The sequence below is a fragment of the Saccharopolyspora sp. CA-218241 genome (genome assembly GCF_050954615.1).
Classification (GTDB): Bacteria; Actinomycetota; Actinomycetes; order Mycobacteriales; family Pseudonocardiaceae; genus Saccharopolyspora; species Saccharopolyspora cebuensis.
Genome location: NZ_CP191860.1, coordinates 5,020,503 through 5,040,029 on the forward strand (window position 1 = coordinate 5,020,503; position 19,527 = coordinate 5,040,029).

17 protein-coding genes and 3 pseudogenes are annotated in these 19,527 nt (G+C 72.6%); 13 read left to right on the forward strand and 7 right to left on the reverse strand.

The features are described from left to right. Positions 1-13 precede the first annotated feature (13 nt). Entirely contained in the window at positions 14-559 is a 546-nt protein-coding gene (locus tag ACQP0T_RS23875) for an MnhB domain-containing protein (protein ID WP_345358433.1), read from the reverse strand. Beyond that, on the reverse strand, positions 556-2,961 hold the full coding sequence (gene mbhE, locus ACQP0T_RS23880) for a hydrogen gas-evolving membrane-bound hydrogenase subunit E (protein WP_433870062.1): 2,406 nt from the start codon (positions 2,959-2,961) through the stop codon (positions 556-558). Before mbhE ends, ACQP0T_RS23875 begins: the two co-directional genes overlap by 4 nt. Before the next feature lie 706 nt (positions 2,962-3,667). On the opposite strand from mbhE, the gene ACQP0T_RS23885 reads away from it, so the two are divergent. From ACQP0T_RS23885 to ACQP0T_RS23920, 8 genes and pseudogenes are all read left to right on the forward strand, one after another. After that, positions 3,668-5,098, forward strand: a complete 1,431-nt coding sequence (locus tag ACQP0T_RS23885; protein WP_433870063.1) for a protein kinase domain-containing protein — start codon at positions 3,668-3,670, stop codon at positions 5,096-5,098. Positions 5,099-5,252: 154 nt separating this feature from the next. Next, positions 5,253-6,062 carry a purine-nucleoside phosphorylase gene (locus ACQP0T_RS23890; protein ID WP_433870064.1) on the forward strand — a complete coding sequence of 270 codons (810 nt, stop codon included), beginning with the start codon at positions 5,253-5,255 and terminating at the stop codon, positions 6,060-6,062. A 2-nt stretch (positions 6,063-6,064) separates the two neighbouring features. Further along, positions 6,065-7,725, forward strand: a pseudogene (locus ACQP0T_RS23895) (phospho-sugar mutase). A 2-nt stretch (positions 7,726-7,727) separates the two neighbouring features. Continuing rightward, complete coding sequence (locus ACQP0T_RS23900) at positions 7,728-8,180, forward strand: flavodoxin family protein (RefSeq protein WP_433870065.1); 453 nt, start codon at positions 7,728-7,730, stop codon at positions 8,178-8,180. Between the two features lie 48 nt (positions 8,181-8,228). Continuing rightward, positions 8,229-8,399, forward strand: a pseudogene (locus ACQP0T_RS23905) (IS5/IS1182 family transposase); the annotation flags it as partial. 307 nt (positions 8,400-8,706) lie between these two features. After that, a complete protein-coding gene (locus ACQP0T_RS23910; RefSeq protein WP_433870066.1) occupies positions 8,707-9,621 on the forward strand; it encodes a DUF4241 domain-containing protein in 915 nt (304 codons plus the stop codon). Positions 9,622-9,658: 37 nt separating this feature from the next. Then, positions 9,659-9,901: pseudogene (locus ACQP0T_RS23915) on the forward strand (flavodoxin family protein); the annotation flags it as partial. Positions 9,902-10,184: 283 nt separating this feature from the next. Further along, positions 10,185-10,520: a hypothetical protein gene (locus ACQP0T_RS23920; RefSeq protein ID WP_345358412.1), complete on the forward strand. Its 336-nt coding sequence runs from the start codon at positions 10,185-10,187 to the stop codon at positions 10,518-10,520. A gap of 61 nt (positions 10,521-10,581) precedes the next feature. Here ACQP0T_RS23920 and ACQP0T_RS23925 read toward each other — a convergent pair whose 3' ends face one another. Together ACQP0T_RS23925 and ACQP0T_RS23930 are read right to left on the reverse strand one after the other, a co-directional pair. Continuing rightward, positions 10,582-10,962, reverse strand: a complete 381-nt coding sequence (locus ACQP0T_RS23925; protein ID WP_433870067.1) for a type II toxin-antitoxin system death-on-curing family toxin — start codon at positions 10,960-10,962, stop codon at positions 10,582-10,584. A 14-nt stretch (positions 10,963-10,976) separates the two neighbouring features. Next, on the reverse strand, positions 10,977-11,183 hold the full coding sequence (locus ACQP0T_RS23930) for a type II toxin-antitoxin system VapB family antitoxin (RefSeq protein ID WP_345358406.1): 207 nt from the start codon (positions 11,181-11,183) through the stop codon (positions 10,977-10,979). A gap of 54 nt (positions 11,184-11,237) precedes the next feature. Here ACQP0T_RS23930 and ACQP0T_RS23935 point away from each other — a divergent pair, with 54 nt between their 5' ends. Further along, positions 11,238-11,822 carry a TetR/AcrR family transcriptional regulator gene (locus tag ACQP0T_RS23935; RefSeq protein WP_433870068.1) on the forward strand — a complete coding sequence of 195 codons (585 nt, stop codon included), beginning with the start codon at positions 11,238-11,240 and terminating at the stop codon, positions 11,820-11,822. A 44-nt stretch (positions 11,823-11,866) separates the two neighbouring features. Here the strand turns inward: ACQP0T_RS23935 and upp are convergent, their stop codons facing one another. Together upp and ACQP0T_RS23945 are read right to left on the reverse strand one after the other, a co-directional pair. Next, on the reverse strand, positions 11,867-12,490 hold the full coding sequence (upp, locus tag ACQP0T_RS23940) for a uracil phosphoribosyltransferase (protein WP_433870069.1): 624 nt from the start codon (positions 12,488-12,490) through the stop codon (positions 11,867-11,869). A 98-nt stretch (positions 12,491-12,588) separates the two neighbouring features. Beyond that, positions 12,589-13,722, reverse strand: a complete 1,134-nt coding sequence (locus ACQP0T_RS23945) for a glutathione-independent formaldehyde dehydrogenase (protein WP_433870070.1) — start codon at positions 13,720-13,722, stop codon at positions 12,589-12,591. Between the two features lie 162 nt (positions 13,723-13,884). On the opposite strand from ACQP0T_RS23945, the gene deoC reads away from it, so the two are divergent. Genes deoC through ACQP0T_RS23960 form a run of 3 tightly spaced genes read left to right on the forward strand, consistent with a single transcriptional unit; the run spans position 13,885 to position 17,188 of the window. After that, positions 13,885-14,856, forward strand: coding sequence for a deoxyribose-phosphate aldolase (gene deoC / locus ACQP0T_RS23950; RefSeq protein WP_433870071.1), 972 nt, complete (start codon positions 13,885-13,887; stop codon positions 14,854-14,856). A gap of 33 nt (positions 14,857-14,889) precedes the next feature. Continuing rightward, positions 14,890-16,326, forward strand: coding sequence for an aldehyde dehydrogenase family protein (locus ACQP0T_RS23955; protein WP_433870072.1), 1,437 nt, complete (start codon positions 14,890-14,892; stop codon positions 16,324-16,326). Beyond that, a complete protein-coding gene (locus ACQP0T_RS23960) occupies positions 16,319-17,188 on the forward strand; it encodes an aldehyde dehydrogenase family protein (RefSeq protein ID WP_433870073.1) in 870 nt (289 codons plus the stop codon). The genes ACQP0T_RS23955 and ACQP0T_RS23960 overlap by 8 nt, the downstream gene beginning before the upstream one ends. A gap of 245 nt (positions 17,189-17,433) precedes the next feature. Here the strand turns inward: ACQP0T_RS23960 and ACQP0T_RS23965 are convergent, their stop codons facing one another. Continuing rightward, positions 17,434-18,012, reverse strand: a complete 579-nt coding sequence (locus ACQP0T_RS23965) for an SMI1/KNR4 family protein (protein ID WP_433870074.1) — start codon at positions 18,010-18,012, stop codon at positions 17,434-17,436. Between the two features lie 271 nt (positions 18,013-18,283). Here ACQP0T_RS23965 and ACQP0T_RS23970 point away from each other — a divergent pair, with 271 nt between their 5' ends. Next, positions 18,284-19,507, forward strand: a complete 1,224-nt coding sequence (locus tag ACQP0T_RS23970) for a primosomal protein (protein WP_433870075.1) — start codon at positions 18,284-18,286, stop codon at positions 19,505-19,507. The last annotated feature ends 20 nt before the right edge of the window (positions 19,508-19,527 follow it).

A 19,527-nucleotide genomic window follows, 5' to 3' on the forward strand; every position in this document is an offset into this window, starting at 1 on the left:
AGGTTGATGGTGGTCACCGCTGCCCCCTCTCGTCGGCGGCGGCATCGGCTTCGATGCCGGAGCCGAGGGTGCGCAGCAGGTCCAGCACCACGCCGACGATCAGCAGGTACACGCCCGCGTCGAGCACCAGGCTGGTGACGAACTTGATCTCGCCGAGCAGCGGGACGCCGAACTTGTAGATCGCGCTCTCCAGCAGCTCGCCGCCGAACAGCAGCGGCAGGAACGCGGTGGCCACGGCCAGCGTGAGGCCCATGCCGATGAGCACCGGCGGGCGCATCGACACCACGGCGCTGTCGTCCATCCGGCCACCGGCGAGGTAGCGCAGCACGAACGCCTGCCCGGCGACCAGACCGCCGCTGAAGCCGCCGCCCGCCCGGTCGTGCCCGGCGAACAGCAGGTAGATCGACAGCACCAGCACCGTCGGGAACAGGATGCGGGCCGCGAGCTCCAGCAGCACGGTGCGTTCCTTGGCTTCCCTCGGGAAGCCCGAGAGCAGCCACCGCTCGGCCGGGTTGTCCCAGGTCGTCCACGACTTGGGGGTCGGCGTCGTGCCTCTCATTCGCGCACCTCCTCCTGCTGTTCGCCGGGCTCCTGCTGTTCGCTGGGCTCCTGCTGTTCGGCGGGCTCCTGCTGCTGGGCCGGTTCGGGAGGTTTCGCGGTCCGGGTGCTGCGGCGCCTGCGCTCGTGCCGGGAGGCGAGGATCAGGCTGGCCACGCCGGTGGCGGTCACCGCGAGCACCGAGATCTCGCCGACGGTGTCGAAGGCGCGGAAGTCGACGATGATCGCGTTGACCACGTTGGTCGCCCCGGCGCCGTACTCGGCGTTGGCGATGTACTCCTGGCTCGCGGTCGGCGGCGCGTGCCGCGCCCCGCTGAAGACCAGCCCGGCCACCGAGATGAACACCCCGGCGGCGCCGGCCAGGATCATCTTGGGGATGCGGAAGGCCCGGGTGTCGTGCTGGTTGAACCGCACCGGCAGCCTGCGCAGCACGAACACGAACGCCACCACGGTCAGCGTCTCGACGAGGAACTGCGCCAGCGCCAGGTCGGGCCCGCCGTCCACGATGAACAGGCCGCCGATGCCGTACCCGACCACGCCGACCATCAGCACCGCGGTCAGCCGCCGCCGGGACATCACCGCTGCGATGGCCGCGACGATCACCACGACCGCCAGCGGGACCTGCAGCAGGTTGTCGTAGGCCCGCAAGTCGCCCGGCATCGCGGTGCCGAGCAGCAGCGCCGAGCCGGGCACCACCAGCACCGTGATCAGGATGATCCCGATGTAGGTGGGCAGCGAACCGACCTGCGTGCGGCCGGTGACGCCGACCGCGACGCGCTCCAACAGGGCCATGATCCGCTCGTAGCCGCGCTGGGCGTCCAGCGGTCGCGGCAGCCGCTGGCGGAACTCGGTGACCCGGGCGGAGCCGTAGGCCAGCGCGACACCGCCCGCGACGGCGATCGCCGACAGCAGCAGCGGCGGGCTCAGGCCGTGCCACAGCGCCAGGTGGTAGGGGTGGGGGCCGGGCGGGAAGGCGCCGTCGGCGTAGGCCGCGGCCAGCTCGTCCACCAGCGGGTAGGCCAGGCCGAACACCAGCCCGGCCAGCGACGGCAGCGCGGCGGGCAGCAGCCCGAGCGGTCCGGGGGGCTCGGCCTCGGTGTCCGGCCGGTCCTTCTTGGCGGCGAACGCGCCCCACAGGAACCGGACGCTGTAGGCCATCGTGAACACCGAGCCGACCACCAGGAACAGGTCGACGAGCAGGTCCCCGGTGCCGCCGTGCAGGAAGGCCTCGAACGCGGCCTCCTTGCCGATGAAGCCGAGCAGCGGCGGGATGCCCGCCATCGAGGCGGCGGCGAGACCGGCGATCACGGCCAGCACCGGCAGCCGGCGGCCGAGCCCGGAGAGCTCCCGGATGTCGCGGGTCCCGGTCTCGTGGTCGACGATGCCGACGACCAGGAACAGCGTGGCCTTGAAGAAGCCGTGCGCGAGCAGCATCGTGGCCCCCGCCATCGCGGCGGTGTGGGTGCCCGCGCCGAACAGCACCGTCAGGAAACCGAGCTGGCTGATGGTGCCGTAGGCCAGCAGCTTCTTGAGGTCGTGCTCGTGCAGCGCCCGCCAGCCGCCGACGACCATCGTGACCAGGCCGACCACCACGGCGGTGATCCACCACTGCTGGAGGCCGACGAACACCGGGCCGAGCCGCGCGATCAGGAACACCCCGGCCTTGACCATCGACGCCGCGTGCAGGTAGGCGCTGATCGGCGTCGGCGCCACCATCGCGGCGGGCAGCCAGTTGTGGAACGGGATCTGCGCGGACTTGGTGAACGCGCCGATCAGCACCAGCACCGCGGCCACGCCGACGGCGGCTCCGCCCGGCGGGTCGGCCAGCAGCTCGGAGATCCGGTAGGTGCCCGCCGTCTCGCCGAGCACCACGAAACCGAGCAGCATGACCAGGCCGCCCAGGATGGTGATCATCAGCGCTTGCAGGGCCGAGCGGCGGGACTCCCGGCTGATCCCGGCCTGCCCGACCAGCAGGAAGGAGCAGACGGTGGTGAGCTCCCAGAAGATGTAGACGGTGATCAGGTCGTCGGCCAGCACCAGCCCGAGCATCGCGCCGGCGAAGGCGAGCAGCAGCGGTGCGGAGCGCCGCGCGTCACCGCTGCCCCGGCTGAAGTAGTAGTCGGAGTACAGCAGGACGACCACGCCGATCCCGGAGACCAGGATGGTGATCAGCAGGGCGAGCGCGTCGAGCCGGAAGGCGAAGCCCAGCCCGAGCAGCGGGGCCCACTCCACGACCTGCGTCACGGGTTGCCCGTCGAGCACCGGACCTGCTTTGCTCAGCACCCAGGCCAGGGCCGCGGCGGGGGGCACGGCCGCGATCAGGAACGCGGCACGCGTGCTTCGCCTGGCGATGATCGGGAGCGCCAAGGCCACCAGAAGGTGCGCGATGACGAACGCGAGCAAGAGCACCTCCTCGACGCCGGTTGGACGTGGATCCGCTGTGTCCTGCTGCGTCCGGCGGGACACCCGCACCCGGTCGACCGCTGCGGTGCGCGACGATCACCACCAGCGATCGGCGGCCCCACCGATCCCAACCACCAAGATTGTTCGTCACCGCCACCGCAGGCGCACCGTGACGCACGCGTCCGATACCGCGATCGCCGCGCGAATGCCGACCGAGGAAGGCCCGGTCCTGGTCATCCGGCGAGGCCCGATCGGTGCCCAACTTATCCGAAAGGCGGCACTTATGCACAGCAGTGCATCAACGCGCCGGGAGTGCGCGACGCGGACGTCGACGGCGAATGTCGTTGCGGCGGAATGACCTTGCCATCGGGAACGCGGTCGCCGGAAAAATCGATCCCGTGAAGAACTTCACTATTGGTAACACCGTTGTGCAACGCTGAGTGATCACGTCGCGACCGCACGTGCCCGTACCGGGGATCGCGGGGGACGACTCGCCGGTTCCACCCCTACCGGATCGATCGGCAGTGGACAATGGGGACGTGCCCACCGACGCCCCCGACAACGACCACGGCTCCGAACGGCTGATCGCGGACCGGTACCGCCTGGAAACCCGCCTCGGCGGCGGCGCGATGGGCACCGTCTGGTCCGGAGTGGACGAACTGCTGCGCAGGCCGGTCGCGGTCAAGGAGATCCGGCTGGCCCCGGGATGCCCGAGGCCCAGGCCGCCGAGCTCCGCGAGCGCGCGCTGCGCGAGGCCCGGGCCATCGCGGTGCTCACCCACCCCAACGTCGTGACCCTCTACGACGTGGCCCGCGAGGACGGCGAGCCGTTCGTCGTCATGGAACTCGTGCCGTCGCAGAGCCTGGCCACCGTCCTGACCGAGCACGGCGCGCTGGAGGACCACGAGCTCGCGGTCATCGTCGACGGCGTCGCGGCGGCCCTGGAAGCCGCGCACCGCGCCGGGATCGTGCACCGCGATGTCAAGCCCGGAAACGTGCTCATCGGCGACGACGGCCGGATCAAGCTCAGCGACTTCGGCATCTCGCGGGACATCTCCGAGCACACCATCACCGCCACCGGCATCCTGCTCGGCACCCCGGCGTTCATCGCCCCCGAGATCGCCGCGGGCGAACCGGTCACCACCGCCGCCGACCTGTGGGGGTTGGGCGCCACCCTGTTCGCCGCCGCGGCGGGCCGGGCGCCCTACGACGTCGACGACAACCCGCTGGACACCATCACCGAGGTGGTCCGCGGGCCCGTGCCGGACGCCGAGCGCAGCGGTCCGATCGGCGAGGTGATCGCCGGGCTGATGGTCAAGGAGCCCGTGGCCCGGATGTCGCTGACCGAGGTGCGCAAGCGGATCCAGCACCTGTTGCCGGAACACGGTTCGCGCCCGCTGGCGATGCTGCTCGACCCGGACGCCCCCACGGTGCGGGTGCGCCGCCCCGCGCCCGAGCCCGACCGGCAGTCCACGGCCGACGGCGCGCCCCTGGCCGCCGAACCGCTCGCCAACGAACCCCTGGCCGCCGAGCCGCTCGCCGCCGATCCGGGCGCGCTGCCGTTCGAGCTGCGCGACGCCCGGCCTGACCGGTCCCGGTGGCGAACCGCGGCGCTGGTGCTCGCCGCGCTGGTGCTGTTCGGCGCGGCCGCGGTCGCCGGGTTCGCGGGCACCCGGCTCGCCGCGGGCGCACCGCTGCTGCCCGCCGAGCGCAGCGGCGGCCCGGCGGCGGCCGGGGTTTCGCTGCCCGCGCTGGCGCCCTACACCGACGACACCGACCACACCGGGGACGACGGCCGCGGCGAGTTCGTCGTGATGGCCCCGGCCGGCTGGACCACCTTCCACTCCGAACGGCTCGAACTCGTCAACAGCAAGCGGGTCTCCCTCGTCTCGCCCGACGGGCGCACCGAGATGTCCGTGCAGCGCTTCGGCGGCCTGTTCGCCGCCGGGCACACCGCCGAGGACTACTTCGAGGAGCTTCCCGGGCTGTCCCGGGGGATTCGTTCGAGGTGCCGCGGATGCCCGCGAACCCCTACGACACGGTGGTGTACCGGTACGGCTCGCCGGCGGACGGGTTCGAGCGGACGACGGCGATGCGGCTGGTGCGCCACGGGGACGACCTGTGGGCGCTGCGGGTGACGACCCCGCCGGAACTGCAGGAGCGGGCCGAGTCCCTGCTGGCCGCGGTGCTGCCCGACTTCCGCCCGATGGGCTGAGCACCGCACCGGCCGCTCCCCCGTCCGCCGACTCGGACCGCCACGCGAACCTCGATCACGCACTAAGCTGCGCGGCCGTGACGTCTTCGACTACGCCCGACCCGTTCGCCGCCGCGGACACCGCCGCCGCCCGGATCGCCGAGACCACCGGTGCCGAACGGCACGACATCGCCGTCGTGCTCGGCTCCGGATGGCAGCCCGCCGCCGAGGAGATCGGCAGCCCGGCCGCCGAAGTGGGCATGGCCGAGCTGCCCGGATTCGTGCCGCCCAGCGCCGTCGGGCACAGCGGCCGGATCTGGTCGGTCCCGCTCGGCGACCGGCGCGTGCTGGTGTTCCTCGGCCGCACCCACCTCTACGAGGCGCGCGGCGAGAACGCGGTCGCGCACGCGATGCGCACCGCCGCGGCAGCCGGGTGCCGGACCGCGGTGCTGACCAACGCCGCGGGCGGGCTCCGCGAGGGCCTCGAGGTCGGCCAGCCGGTGCTGATCAGCGACCACGTCAACCTCACCGCGCGTTCCCCGCTGGTCGGCGCGAACTTCGTCGACCTCACCGACCTGTACTCGCCGCGCCTGCGCGCGCTGGCCCAGGGGGTCGACGGGACGCTGGCCGAGGGCGTCTACGCCGGGCTGCCCGGCCCGCACTTCGAGACCCCGGCCGAGATCCGGATGCTGCGCGGGCTCGGCGTCGACCTCGTCGGCATGTCGACGGTGCTGGAGGCGATCGCCGCGCGCGCGGCGGGCATGGAGGTCTTCGGGCTGTCGCTGGTGACCAACCTGGCCGCGGGGCTCAGCGGGGAACCGTTGAGCCACCAGGAGGTCCTCGACGCCGGACGGGCCTCGGCCAGCCGGATGGGCGGCCTGCTCGCCGACCTGCTGGCGCGGGCGTGACGATGCGCGCCGAACTCGCCGCGGCCACCCGGCAGTGGATCGACCAGGACATCGACGCGGGCTCCCGGGACGAGCTGCGGGCGCTGCTCGCCGACGCCGAAGCGGGCTCGACCGACGCGGTGCGGGAGCTCGACGAGCGGATGTCCGGGCAGCCCGGCTTCGGCACCGCCGGGGTGCGCGCCCCGGTGCGCGCCGGGGCCAACGGGATGAACCGGGCCGTCGTCGTGCGCACCACCGCCGGGGTCGCCTCGTGGCTCGCCGACCACGGCTTCGGCGGCGGCACCGCGGTGGTCGGCCGGGACGCCCGGCACGGCTCGGCGGAGTTCGCCGCCGACGCGGCCGGGGTGCTGGCGGCGGCCGGTTTCGACGTCCGGGTGCTGCCCGGTCCGCTGCCCACGCCGGTGCTCGCCGCCGCGGTGCGCGACTTCGACGCGGTGGCGGGCGTGCAGATCACCGCCTCGCACAACCCGCCGCGGGACAACGGGTACAAGCTGTACCTGCGCGGCGGCATCCACCTGGTCTCGCCCACCGACACCGAGGTGGAGGCGGCCATCGCGGCGGCGCCACCGGCGGCCGAGGTGCCGCGCTCGGCGTCCTGGACCACCCAGCACGACGCTCTGGAGAACTACCTGTCGCGGGTCGCGGTGCTGCCCCGGCTTTCGGCACGAGGTTCGGCCCGGGGCTGCGGATCGCCGCCACCGCGCTGCACGGCGTCGGGGCGGGACCGCTGGTGGAGGCGCTGCGGCGGGCCGGTTTCGCCGACGTCCACCTGGTCGCCGCGCAGACCGAGCCGGACCCGGACTTCCCCACCGCCGAGTTCCCGAACCCGGAGGAACCGGGGGCCACCGACCTGCTGCTGGAGCTGGCCGAGGAGGTGGACGCGGACTTGGCCGTCGCGCTGGACCCGGACGCCGACCGGTGCGCCCTCGGGGTCCGCGAGGACGGCCGGTGGCGGATGCTGCGCGGGGACGAGACCGGCGTGCTGCTCGGCGACCACCTGCTGTCCCACCTGGACCGCACCGCCCACCCCGATCCGCTGGTGGCCACCACGGTGGTGTCGTCGAGCATGCTGCGGTCGATCGCCGAGCGCCGCGGCGTCCGGTTCGACGAGACGCTGACCGGGTTCAAGTGGCTGGTGCGGGCCGGCGACGGCAACGGGACGGGGCTGGTCTACGCCTACGAGGAGGCGCTCGGGCACTGCGTGGACCCGGACCGGGTGCGCGACAAGGACGGCATCTCCACCGCCGTGCTGGGCTGCGACCTCGCCGCCACCGCGAAGGCCGCCGGGCGGGACCTGCCCGGGCTGCTCGACGCGCTGTTCGTCGAGCACGGCGTGCACCGGACCGGGCAGCTCTCGGTGCGGGTCACCGACCTGACCGTGATCGCCGGGATCATGGCGCGGCTGCGCGCCGAACCGCCGACCGCGCTGGCGCGGGCCCCGGTGCGCACCGAGGACCTGCTGCCCGACACCGATGCGCTGCTGGTCACCGGCGCGGGCGGGTTGCGGCTGGTGGTGCGGCCGTCCGGGACCGAACCGAAGCTGAAGTGCTACTTCCAAGTCGTCGAGCAGGTCGACGGCACCCTCGCCGAGGCGAAGGCGGCGGCCGACCGCCGCCTGGCCGAGCTGCGGCAGGCGGTGTCGGACCTGGTGGGAGGAGGTTGACCATGCCCAGGTTGCTGATCGTGCACCACACCCCGTCGCCGAACCTGCAAGCCATGTTCGAAGCTGTCGTCGCGGGCGCCACCACGGACGAGATCGAGGGCGTCGAGGTCGTGCGACGCGCCGCCCTGGAAGCCACCCCCGCCGACGCGCTCAACGCGGACGGCTACGTCCTCGGCACACCCGCCAACCTCGGCATGATGAGCGGCGCGCTCAAAGTCTTCTTCGATCTTGCCTACTACCCATGCCTGGACTCGACGCGCGGACGCCCCTACGGCCTCTACGTGCACGGCAACAATGACACCACCGGCGCCGTCCGAGGCATCGAATCCATCACCACCGGACTCGGCTGGGAAAAGGCAACCCAGAACGTCTCCAGCACCGGAGAGCCGCGCAAAGAAGACCTCGAAGCGTGCTGGGAACTCGGCGCAACCGTCGCGGCAGGACTGATGCCCTGAGAGCTCGTCGCAGGATCTTGGTCGGGTCTGCTGGCAGGATCATGATTCGTGGTCGTCGCGTTGTCGCGGCGACTGGTTCCTGATGAGCGACCTGATGAGCGATGGGTGCCGGCGGGACCGCTGATCCCGCAGACCGGAGAGCCTCCGCAGGGCGGTGGGCACGCTACGGCGGATGCTCGGATGGTGTTCAGCGCGATCGTGCGCGTGCTGCCCAGCGGGTTGGGACGAGCTCTCAACGGAGCGGGACTCTTCGATCGACACCGTTCGGGGCAATGTCGAATCGTCGGATCGATGGGCTGCTGAGAGCGGCGGACGGTTTCCATGCCCACATGCGTTCCTTGCCGGAAGCAGTCCACCGCTGCGTTCCCAACGATCCAATGAGGGTTTCCCCTCGACCAGACTCGATCCTCGATTTTCGGTTGCGCATGATCACGGCGCTTTCGTATGCTGCCGCGCAAGGCGGAATATGTCGTTCACACATGATTCCGGGTTGTCAAGGCACTGTTTCACCAGGATCCGCAAGGGAATGGCTGCCCTCGTTCGCTGCGCCACCAGCGCCGGCGCACTTGGTCGGCACCGCACTCGCTTCGCACGACGAGGCCATCGATTGCGAATCCGAAGCCAACTGCTCGGAACATTGTGCCCCCTCGGGCATCCGCGCGAGCGCGTGCGGGCAGTCGTCGCTGGTCGGGTTGCATCGGCGCTGCCGTTGCCGTCGCCATCATTCCCGTCGCCGACCCGTCCGCGGTCGGCCGGATCGGAAGGAGAATTCATGCCACTCCACGCTCCCGATTTCGAGCGACTTTTCGTTCCCGGGGCGCGTCATGACCTGTCCTTCGGCATGGTCGCCACCGTCCGGTTGCAGCAGGACGCCTGGTTGTGGCTGCCGACCGGCCGGGTCGTCGCGGGCGAGCCGGCCATGCTCGGCGCGGGGGAGGGATCCGAACACGCATTCGTCCAACGGGTGGAGCCGGGCCGGTACCCGCTGGTGCTGGTGGTCGCCGCGTACGACATGCCGGAAGATCGGCCCACGCTGGCTGAAATCGCGGCGGCGAAGCTGGTGATCCGGGACGAACCCGTCGTCTCGTGGGAAATGGCCTTGGTCGACGGCCAAGACCTCGCCGAACTGGACGACGACGAGTTCTTCGGCTATGCGGTCGACAGCGCCACCGGTGGTTTCATCGACGCGGCGAACACTGCTTTGCTGCGGGACGACGAATTCACCGACCGGATGTTCTCGGAGATCGCCGGGACCGACAACGCCGCAGCCACGACGCTGACCGACGACGAAGGCAGGCCATGCCTGGTGGCGTTCTCCTCCGGCAGCGCGGATGGGCACTATCCGACCTGGGTCGGGCGCACCGCCGACGGCGAGGTGGCCTGCTTCCTCACCGACTTCTTCATCCTGACCGACGACGAGGGGGAGGACGAAGACGAGTAGCCCTCAGCGCCCTACGCTCCGGAACCAGGCGGGGCCGGGGCGCCTGAAGCACTTCTTCGGCACCGCCCACCACCGTGCCCGGACGCCACCCGCGGTCGGCCGTTCGGCTGCTACGCGCACGGCAACGAGGGCGTCGAGGGCGCACTGCGGGCGATCGCGTCGATCACCACCGGGCTCGGCTGGAAGCAGGCCGCTGACCGTGCTGGGCGGTCCGGACCCCGAGTCGCTGGAGGCGTGCTGGGAACTGGGCGCGACGGTGGCGGCCGGTCTCGCGCCCTGAATGCCTCCGAACGAGTGAACGGGCCCCCAGTTGATCTTGGTCGAAGCACGGACGGTAACCTGATCATGTCGCTGGGGCGCGCCCCTTGGCGACCGTGGGGCGTCCTGGATTGAGCTCGCCTTCCCTCATCAACGTGCGATGTCCAGGGCGCCCCGCGCTTCTCCCCGCCGACTTCTCCGGCCGCTCCCCGCACATCGCCTGACCTGCGGCGCGCTCCGCGCCCTCGGAACCCGAGCGGCCCCTGAGGCAGCATTCCGGCAGCCGGAGGGGTTACCCTGCGACGGTGAGTGAGGAAACGATCCGACTCGAACTCGACGACTACGGCGTCTCCGTGGATCTCCCACAGCCCCCCAATCCGAACGATCAAGTTCAGGGCGTCCCCTACCGCCCCGTCGAGTTCCGCGACGATGATCTGGCAGCCGCCCTGGAACGGTCGGCCCGATGGCTCCGCGAAGCCCAGGACTGGCTCGGCGAGCCGGTCGACGTCATCGCCGTCCACCTCGATTACGACGACCGCGACGGCGCCCCGTACTACGACCTGAAGTTGCTCTGCAACGAGGAAGACCTGGCCGGAGCCCCGATCGCCCTCCGCAGACTGCGCAGCGGCGCAGCGAGCTGACCTCCCGTCCCGCAGACCGGGCCCGTTCGGCGCGAACGGGCCCGGTCTCGTCCGGGGCCGATCACGGCTTCGGCTTCGACCAGTCCGCCAGGCTCGCCGCCACCTCCGGCAGCGGGCACCGCTCCCGCCCCACCCCGCGGACCAGCGCCAGCGCGGCGTCCTCCTCGGCTTCCACCCACCAGCCGTTCATGTCGCACATCGTCACGGCGGCGACCCAGCCCAGCCGCCAGTTGCCCTGCCGCAGCGGGCGGGTGCGCACGATCGAATCCAGCAGCGACGCGGCCTTGAGCCACAGCGTCCCGTAGGAAGGCACGCCGAAGACCTCCGCGTGCGGGCGGTAGGCCGCCGCGTCCAGCAGACCGCTGTCCCGGACCACCAGGTCGCCATCGGTCACGGCCGTGGCGAGCAGCAGCAGGTCCGCGGTGTCGAGGTAGACGATCACCGCTCAATGGTGGGTCATGCGGGCCCGAGGCGATCCAGCAATCCCCGGTAGCGCGGCAGCACCCGCTGGACGACCTCGTCGAGCTGGTGCTCCTTCTGCTGCCGGGCCCATCGCTCGGCCAGCGCGCTGCGCACGACCTCCTGCTTGGACCGCCCCTCGGCCGCCGCCAGCTCGGCCAGCCGCCGGTTCTCTTCGTCGGTGAGGCGCAGGGTCATGGCCATGCCCGGGATGGTATCGCTCTGGTACCACTCGGCCCAAGCGGTAGCTTCCTCCGCGTGGCGAGACCCCGCGTGCACGACGAGGCCCTGCGCGTCCGGCTGCTCGACCGGGCGGGCGAACTGCTGTCCGCGGACGGCCCGGAGGCGCTGAGCCTGCGCAGGCTGGCCACCGACGTGGGCACCTCCACCACCGCGGTGTACTCGCTGTTCGGCGGCAAGCCCGGGTTGGTCCGCGAGCTGTACGTGGAGGGCTTCACGCGGCTGGGCCGACGGCTGGACGGCGCCGCGCGCACCGGCGACCCGATCACCGACCTGGTCGCGCTCGGCCACGCCTACCGGCACGGCGCGCTGGCCAACCGGCACCTCTACGCGATCATGTTCGGCCGCGCGGTGCCCGACTTCACCCCGGACGAGCAGGCGCTGGAGCAGTCGGTGCGCCACATGCGGGCGCTGCGCACGGTCATCGACCGCGGCATCGCCGACGGCGCGCTCATCGACGCGCCCACCGCCGAGATCGCCTACGCCGCGTGGGGCCTGGTGCACGGCCTGGTCTCGCTGGAGCTCAGCGGCTCGGCGCCCCGCACCGACGACGCCCGCTACGAGCGGGCGCTGCGCAACGGCCTCGCGGGCTGGCGCCGCTGAACGGCGGCGCCACCGGCACCGCCCGCCGGGCGAGCACCGCTCCCTCAGACCGCCCCGTAGGCGCGGTCGCCCGCGTCCCCGAGCCCCGGCACGATGTAGCCGGACTCGTTGAGCCGGTCGTCGACGCTGGCGGTGACCACCCGCACCGGCAGCCCCGACTCGTCGAGCCTGCGCAGGCCCTCCGGGGCGGCCACGGTGCTGATCGCGGTGACGTCGGTGGCGCCGCGCTCGGCCAGCAGCCGGATGGTGTGCACCATCGAGCCGCCGGTGGCCAGCATCGGGTCCAGCACGTACACCGGGCGGTCGGAGAGGTCGGCGGGCAGCGACTCCAGATAGGGCGTGGGTTGCAGCGTCTCCTCGTCCCGGGCCAGCCCCACGAAGCCCATCTGGGCCTCCGGGATCAGCTTGTGCGCCTGGTCGGCCATGCCCAGCCCGGCCCGCAGCACCGGGACCAGCAGCGGCGGGTGGGCCAGCCGGTAGCCGTTGGTCCGCGCGACCGGGGAGTGGATCGGCTCGGCGATCACCTCGGCTTCCCGCGTCGCCTCGTAGATGAGCATGAGCGTGAGCTCCTGCAGCGCCGCCCGGAACGCCGAGCTGCCGGTGCGCGCGTCGCGCATCGTGGACAGTCTCGACTTCGCCAGGGGGTGCTCCACGACCCGGGTATCCATGCCTGGCACAGTAACCGCCCCCGCAGCGCCGGGAAGCCCCCGCCGGGCCCCGACGTGGCGTCCATCGCACGCGGGCGGACCCGGCGGGGGCCTGCCGGTCACGGGTGGAGGACGACCTTGGTGCAGCCCTCGGCCCGCTGATCGAACATCCGGTAGGCCTGCGGCGCCTCGGTCAGCGGCAGCTCGTGGGAGACCACGAACGAGGGCTCGGCGCGCCCGGCGATGATCAGGTCCCGGAGCTTGCGGTCGTAGCGCTTGACGTTGGCCTGGCCGGTGCCGATCACCTGCCCCTTCTCGAACAACCGCCCGACGGCGACCCGCAGCATCCCGCGCCGCGCGTCCTCGTCCACCCCGCCCGGGTCGTCGGGCAGGTAGAGGCCGGGCACGCCGATCCGGCCGGTCGGGCGCACCGTCTCGATCAGCGAGTTCAGCACGAGCGCCGGTTCCTCGGCACCCGCCTCGGCGGAGCGCGCCTGGTAGCCGACCGCGTCGACGCCCGCGTCGGTGCCCCGCCCGCCGGTGCGCTCCCGGATCACCTCGACCGGGTCCGCCGCGCTGAAGTCGACCGGTTCGGCGCCGATGTCGTCGGCCAGCGCCAGCCGCTCCGGCACCTGGTCGACGCAGAACACCCGGGACGCGCCGCGCAGCAGCGCCGAGTACACCGCCATCAGCCCGACCGGTCCGGCGCCGTAGACCGCCACCACGTCGCCCGGGCCGACGCCCGCCAGTTCGCACCCGTGGTAGCCGGTCGGGAAGATGTCGGCGAGCAGCACGAAGTCGGATTCGTGGCTGCCGTCGGCGGGCAACGGGAGGCAGTTGACATCGGCGAACGGCACCCGCAGGTACTCCGCCTGACCGCCCTGGTGCGGGCCCATCCCGACGTAGCCGTAGGCGCCACCGGCGGAACCGGGGTTCACGACCAGGCAGAAGGCGGTGTTGCCCGCCTGGCAGTTCGCGCACGCGCCGCAGGAGACGTTGAACGGCATCACCACCCGGTCGCCGCGCCCCAGGCCGAGCACCCCGGAACCGACCTCCTCGATGATGCCGAGGTTCTCGTGGCCGAACACGATGCCCGGCTGCGCGGCGGTCCGGCCCTCGTACATGTGCAGGTCGGACCCGCAGATCGCGGTGGAGGTGACCCGGACGACGACGTCCGCCGGGTGCCGCAACCCGGGGCGGTCGACCTCCTCGACCGCGACTGCGAAGGGCTCCTGGTACACGACTGCCTTCATCGCCGACCACCTCCTAGCCGATCTCAGAGGAATATTCCGCTTCAGTGGCAGGGTCGCCGAACCGCCGGGAGCGGGCAACGCGGTGCGCGGTGCGCCGGTGGTGGCGAGAACCCGCCGCGTCGCGGCGCGCCCCGCGGCCCCCGCACTCCCTAGACTCCGGTCATGGTCACCCCGCCCTCGACACCGGCCGAGGCGCTGCCCGCCGAACTCGCCGACGCCACCCGCGACGACCGCTCGCTGCGCAGGTTCCTGCACGGCCTGCCCGGCGTCGACCGGATCGGGCTCGAACAGCGCGCCGCCGGCCTCGCCACCCGCAGCATCAAGAAGGACGCGAAGCGGTGGGCGATCGACACCGCGATCTCGATGGTGGACCTGACGACGCTGGAGGGCGCCGACACCGAGGGCAAGGTCCGCTCGCTGTGCGCCAAGGCGCGCCGCCCCGATCCCGGGTACCCGGACGTGCCGCCGGTCGCCGCGGTCTGCGTCTACCCCGACCTGGCCGGCACCGCCGTCGCGGCGCTGCGCGGCAGCGGCGTCCGGGTCGCCTCCGTGGCCACCGCGTTCCCCTCCGGCCGGGCCGCGCTGCCGGTGAAGCTCGCCGACGTCGAGCACGCGGTCGCCGCCGGGGCCGACGAGGTCGACATGGTGATCGACCGGGGTGCGTTCCTCGCCGGGCGCTACGGCCAGGTCTTCGAGGAGATCCGGGCGGTCAAGCGGGCCTGCGGGGACGCCCACCTCAAGGTCATCCTGGAGACCGGCGAGCTGGCCTCGCTCGACGCGGTGCGCCGGGCGAGCTGGCTGGCGCTGCTGGCGGGCGGCGACGTCATCAAGACCTCCACCGGCAAGGTGTCCCCCGCCGCGACGCTGCCGGTGACGCACCTGATGCTGCAGGCGGTGCGGGATTGGCGGGACGGCACCGGGCAGCTGCGCGGCGTCAAACCGGCGGGCGGCATCCGCACCACCAAGGACGCGATCCGCTACCTGGTGGCGGTGCACGAGGTCGCCGGTCCGGAGTGGCTGACCCCGGAGCTGTTCCGGTTCGGCGCGTCGAGCCTGCTCGGCGACCTGCTGATGCAGCGCCGCACCCAGCTCGAAGGCCGCTACAGCGCCGCGCACCACGTGGCGGTGGACTGAGTGCCCGCCGCATCCCGGAAAGGACCCCCGAGCATGACCGAACCGTGGGACTACGCGCCCGCCCCGGAATCGCGGGACGTCGCCGGTCTCCGCGACAGCTACCGGATGTTCGTCGACGGCGAGTTCGTCGAGGGCTCCGGCGAGCCGCTCACCACCCTGGAACCGGCCACCGGGCAGCCGCTGGCCGAGGTGAGCACGGCGTCCGGCGCCGACGTCGACCGCGCGGTGCGGGTCGCGCGGCGGGCGTTCGACGAGGTGTGGTCGAGGATGCCGGGCGCCGAGCGGGCCAAGTACCTGTTCCGCATCGCGCGGCTGATCCAGGAGCGCGCCCGGGAGCTGGCGGTGCTGGAGTCGCTGGACAACGGCAAGCCGATCAAGGAGTCCCGGGACTCCGACGTGCCGACCGCCGCCGCGCACTTCTTCCACCACGCGGGCTGGGCCGACAAGCTCGGCCACGCCGGGTTCGGCCCGGATCCGCGGCCCGTCGGCGTGGCCGGCCAGGTGATCCCGTGGAACTTCCCGCTGCTGATGCTGGCTTGGAAGATCGCGCCCGCGCTGGCCTGCGGCAACACCGTGGTGCTCAAGCCCGCCGAGACCACCCCGCTGACCGCGCTGGTGTTCGGCGACCTCTGCCGCCAGGCCGGGCTGCCGCCGGGCGTGGTGAACGTCCTGCCGGGCGCCGGGGACGTCGGGGCGGCGCTGGTGGACCACCCCGGGGTGGACAAGGTCGCGTTCACCGGGTCCACCGAGGTCGGCAAGCGGATCCAGGCCGCCGTCGCGGGCACCGGCAAGCGGCTCACCCTCGAACTCGGCGGCAAGGCGGCCAACATCGTCTTCGACGACGCCCCGCTCGACCAGGCCGTCGAGGGCATCGTCAACGGCATCTTCTTCAACCAGGGCCACGTGTGCTGCGCGGGTTCCCGGCTGCTGGTGCAGGAGTCGGTGGCCGAGGAGGTGCTGGCCAAGCTGCGCGACCGGATCCGGACGCTGCGGGTCGGCGACCCGCTGGACAAGAACACCGACGTGGGCGCGATCAACTCCGCCGAGCAGCTCGCGCGGATCACCGAGCTCGCCGACAGCGGCGAGGCCGAGGGCGCGCAGCGCTGGACCAGCCCGTGCCGGCTGCCGGAACGGGGCTGGTTCTTCGCCCCGACGGTGTTCTCCGAGGTGCAGCAGTCGATGCGGATCGCCCGCGAGGAGATCTTCGGGCCGGTGCTGTCGACGCTGACCTTCCGCACCCCGGAGGAAGCGATCGGCAAGGCCAACAACACGCCCTACGGGCTCTCCGCGGGGATCTGGACCGAGAAGGGTTCCCGCATCCTGTGGGCGGCGCAGCGGCTGCGGGCGGGCGTGGTGTGGGCCAACACCTTCAACCGGTTCGACCCGACCGCGCCGTTCGGCGGGTACCAGGAATCCGGCTTCGGCCGGGAAGGCGGACGCGCGGGACTGGAGGCGTACCTCGATGTCTGACGAGCACACCCGGGAGCGGTTGGCCGTGGCCAAGACCTACAAGCTCGCCATCGGCGGGGCCTTCCCCCGCTCCGAATCCGGCCGGGTCTTCCCGGTGCACGGCGCCGACGGGGCGTTCCTGGCCAACGCCGCGCAGGCGTCCCGCAAGGACGTCCGGGACGCCGTGGCCGCCGCGCGGGGCGCGTTCGGCGGCTGGTCCGGCGCCACCGCCTACAACCGCGGCCAGGTGCTGTTCCGGATCGCCGAGGTGCTGGAGGGCCGCCGGGACCAGTTCGCCGCCGAGCTGACCGCCGCCACCGGCACCGCGGCGACGACGGCGGTGGACGCCGCGATCGACCGGCTGGTCTGGTACGCGGGCTGGACGGACAAGATCACCGCGGTGCTCGGGTCGGCGAACCCCGTCGCGGGCCCGTACTTCTCGTTCAGCGTCCCGGAACCGACCGGCGTCGTCGGCGTGCTGGCCCCGACCGGGTCACCGCTGCTCGGGCTGGTCAGCGCGGTGGCGCCGGTGATCGCGACCGGCTGCACCTGCGTGGTGCTGGCGGCCGAGGACGCCCCGCTGCCCGCGATCACCTTCGCCGAGGTGCTGGCCACCTCCGACGTCCCGGGCGGGGTGGTCAACGTGCTCACCGGCCGGGTGGCCGAGCTGGCGCCCTGGCTGGCCGCGCACGCCGACGTCAACGCCCTGGACCTCACCGGGGCACCGGAGGAGCTGCGCCCCGAGCTGGAGCGGACCGCCGCGGGCACCGTCAAGCGGGTGCTGCCGGTGCGCGGGACGCCGGACTGGTACCGCGACCCGGGCCTGCACCGCCTCCGCGCGGTCACCGAGATCAAAACGGTCTGGCACCCCATCGGCACCTGACCGCAAGCGGCGAAGCCGCTTCCACCCCACGCACGCGCCGAACGAAACCACCGTCAGGCAAGCGGCGAAGCCGCTTCCGCACTACCCCACCCTCGCAACCGGCACCGCCGCGGGTTCTCAGCGGTCTTCTCGCGAGGACGCCCTGACGCCGTGTACGCGCTTGTACATCAGGAAGGGCGCCCGGAGCGAGAAGGCCGCTGAGGTTCCGCCACCCGCACCCCTACGCAACGGGACCACAAAAAAACTCACCGGATCTGCCAATCCAGGCGGCCGTCTTCTGTGACGGTGGCATAGCTGTGCCCCGCCGGAACGCCGTCCACGAGCGCGCGGTGGACGGCGGCGAGCATCGCCGAGACCCCGTGCCACTCGGGGCGCAGCACCTGGGCGGCCTCCTGCTCCCACTCCAGCACGCAGCCGCGCAGCGGGCCGGGGCGCAGGTCGACCACGAGCTCGTCGGCGAACCCGTCGCCCGCGATCGGGATCCACGCGGGGTGGTAGCTGGACCCGGGTGAACCGGCGTAGTAGTCGCAGGCCGGGCGGGCCCACTGCGCGGTCCACTCCTCGCGGTGCGCCCGCCAGGCGCGCAGCGCACCGTCGGGGCCGTAGGGCGTGTAGAAAGGCGGCAGCACGTCGGCGAGCACGTCCGGGTCGGTGCCGCTGCAGCAGCACCACCACTCGGTGAGTTCGGCGGGCAGGTCGATCGCGAACTCGGCGGTGAGCAGCGCGAGGTCCGGCGGGTCGGGAGGACGCAGGGCCGCTGCGGTCACCGGGGCGTATTCGCGCAACCAGAGCACGATCTTCGTCCACAGCTCCGTGACATCCATTCCGATCATGTTCGGGGCGGGCGGGCCGTTCGGGTACCGCCAACCGGGACCTCGGGACCGACCACAGCGGACTGCCCCGGACGGGCGATCCCGGGTGCGGCGACCGCCGCGGGACCGCTCCGACCGACCGTTGGCCGTGCACCGCGCCTGCACCGGCGCGGGAGTCGATACGGTGGGGGCGGGCGGCACAGGAGTCGGCCCGGGCGACAAGGCAGCGACCGCGAACCCGTAGGCTTCTGCGCCGTCTGGTTCGGTGACCGGAGGTAGAGAGATGGCGCAGGACATCGTCCCCATCGAGCTCGGGCTGCCGCAGGGCGACGTGGTCACCCTGTGGGCGCCTCGCTGGCGCGAGGACGACGAGGAGTGGGAGGCCTTCCTCGGCCACGAGGACAGCCTGTACGCCTTCCCCGACGCCGCCCGCTTGGCGGCCTTCGTCCGCTCCGCCCGGGAGCACGACCTCGACGACCACCCGGCGTGGCACGTCGTCCCGCAGCTCTCGGCGGGCGACCTCAACCCCGGCGAGGACCACCAGTTCGACCTGGTGGGGGTGCCGGAGCTGGTCGCGGAGCCGCTGGACACCTGGACCCTCGGCGAGCTGTCCGACATCGTGGAGATCGCCCGCTCGCTGGCCGACGTCTGCGAGCTGGAGCAGGTCCACGAGGTGCTCGACGCCGCGGACGGCTTCGCCGTGCTGGACCAGGGGATGCTGGCGTTCTCCGGCAAGGACGGGCAGCGCCGCTGGACCGAGCTGTGCACCGTGGTCGCGCAGCGCTGGGACGAGCTGCTCGACGCCATCGACGGGGTGGTGACCCAGCCGGAGGTGTCCGAGGACGCGGTGGCCACCGCCGAGGCCGAGCTCGCCGAGGCGCTGGAGACCGACGGCTCCGACGAGGAGCCCGCCGACGCCGAGGCGTCCGAAGTGGACGACATCGAGGAGGTCGAGGTCGGCTTCTGGGGCGAGGTCGGCATCGACCCGATCCGGATCATCACGAGCGAGGGCGAGTTCTACTCGCTGCGCTGCTACCTCGGCGACGACCCGGTCTTCCTGGGCTCCGACGGCCGGATCGACGTGTTCGGCTCGCCGCGCGCGCTGGCCCGCTTCCTGGCCGACGAGGACTCCGCGGAGGACGCCGACCTGGCGCAGGTGGCGACCTGGTCGCAGGTGCGGGACAAGGCGGTGGCCGGCGAGCTGGACGTCGAGGTGGACCCGGACAACACCTACGTGCTCACCGGGCTGGACGCCGACCTGGCCGAAGGTCCGTCCGAAGTGGACTCCTGGCAGCTCGAACTGGCCGAGGAGCTGGTGCTCGACGCCGCCGCGTGGGCCGGGGAGGAGGTCACCGCGCTGCGCTCGTCGGAGCGGCTGGGCTGGCTGATCTCCTACATCCTGCGCCCGACCCCGAACCGGTTGCCGCCGAGCCCGCCGTTCGACGCGGAGGTCGACGCCTGGCGCGGCGTGGTCGACGCGCTGGAAGCCCGCTTCCGGAAGCACTGAGCCGCCGACCGCGCCCGCGC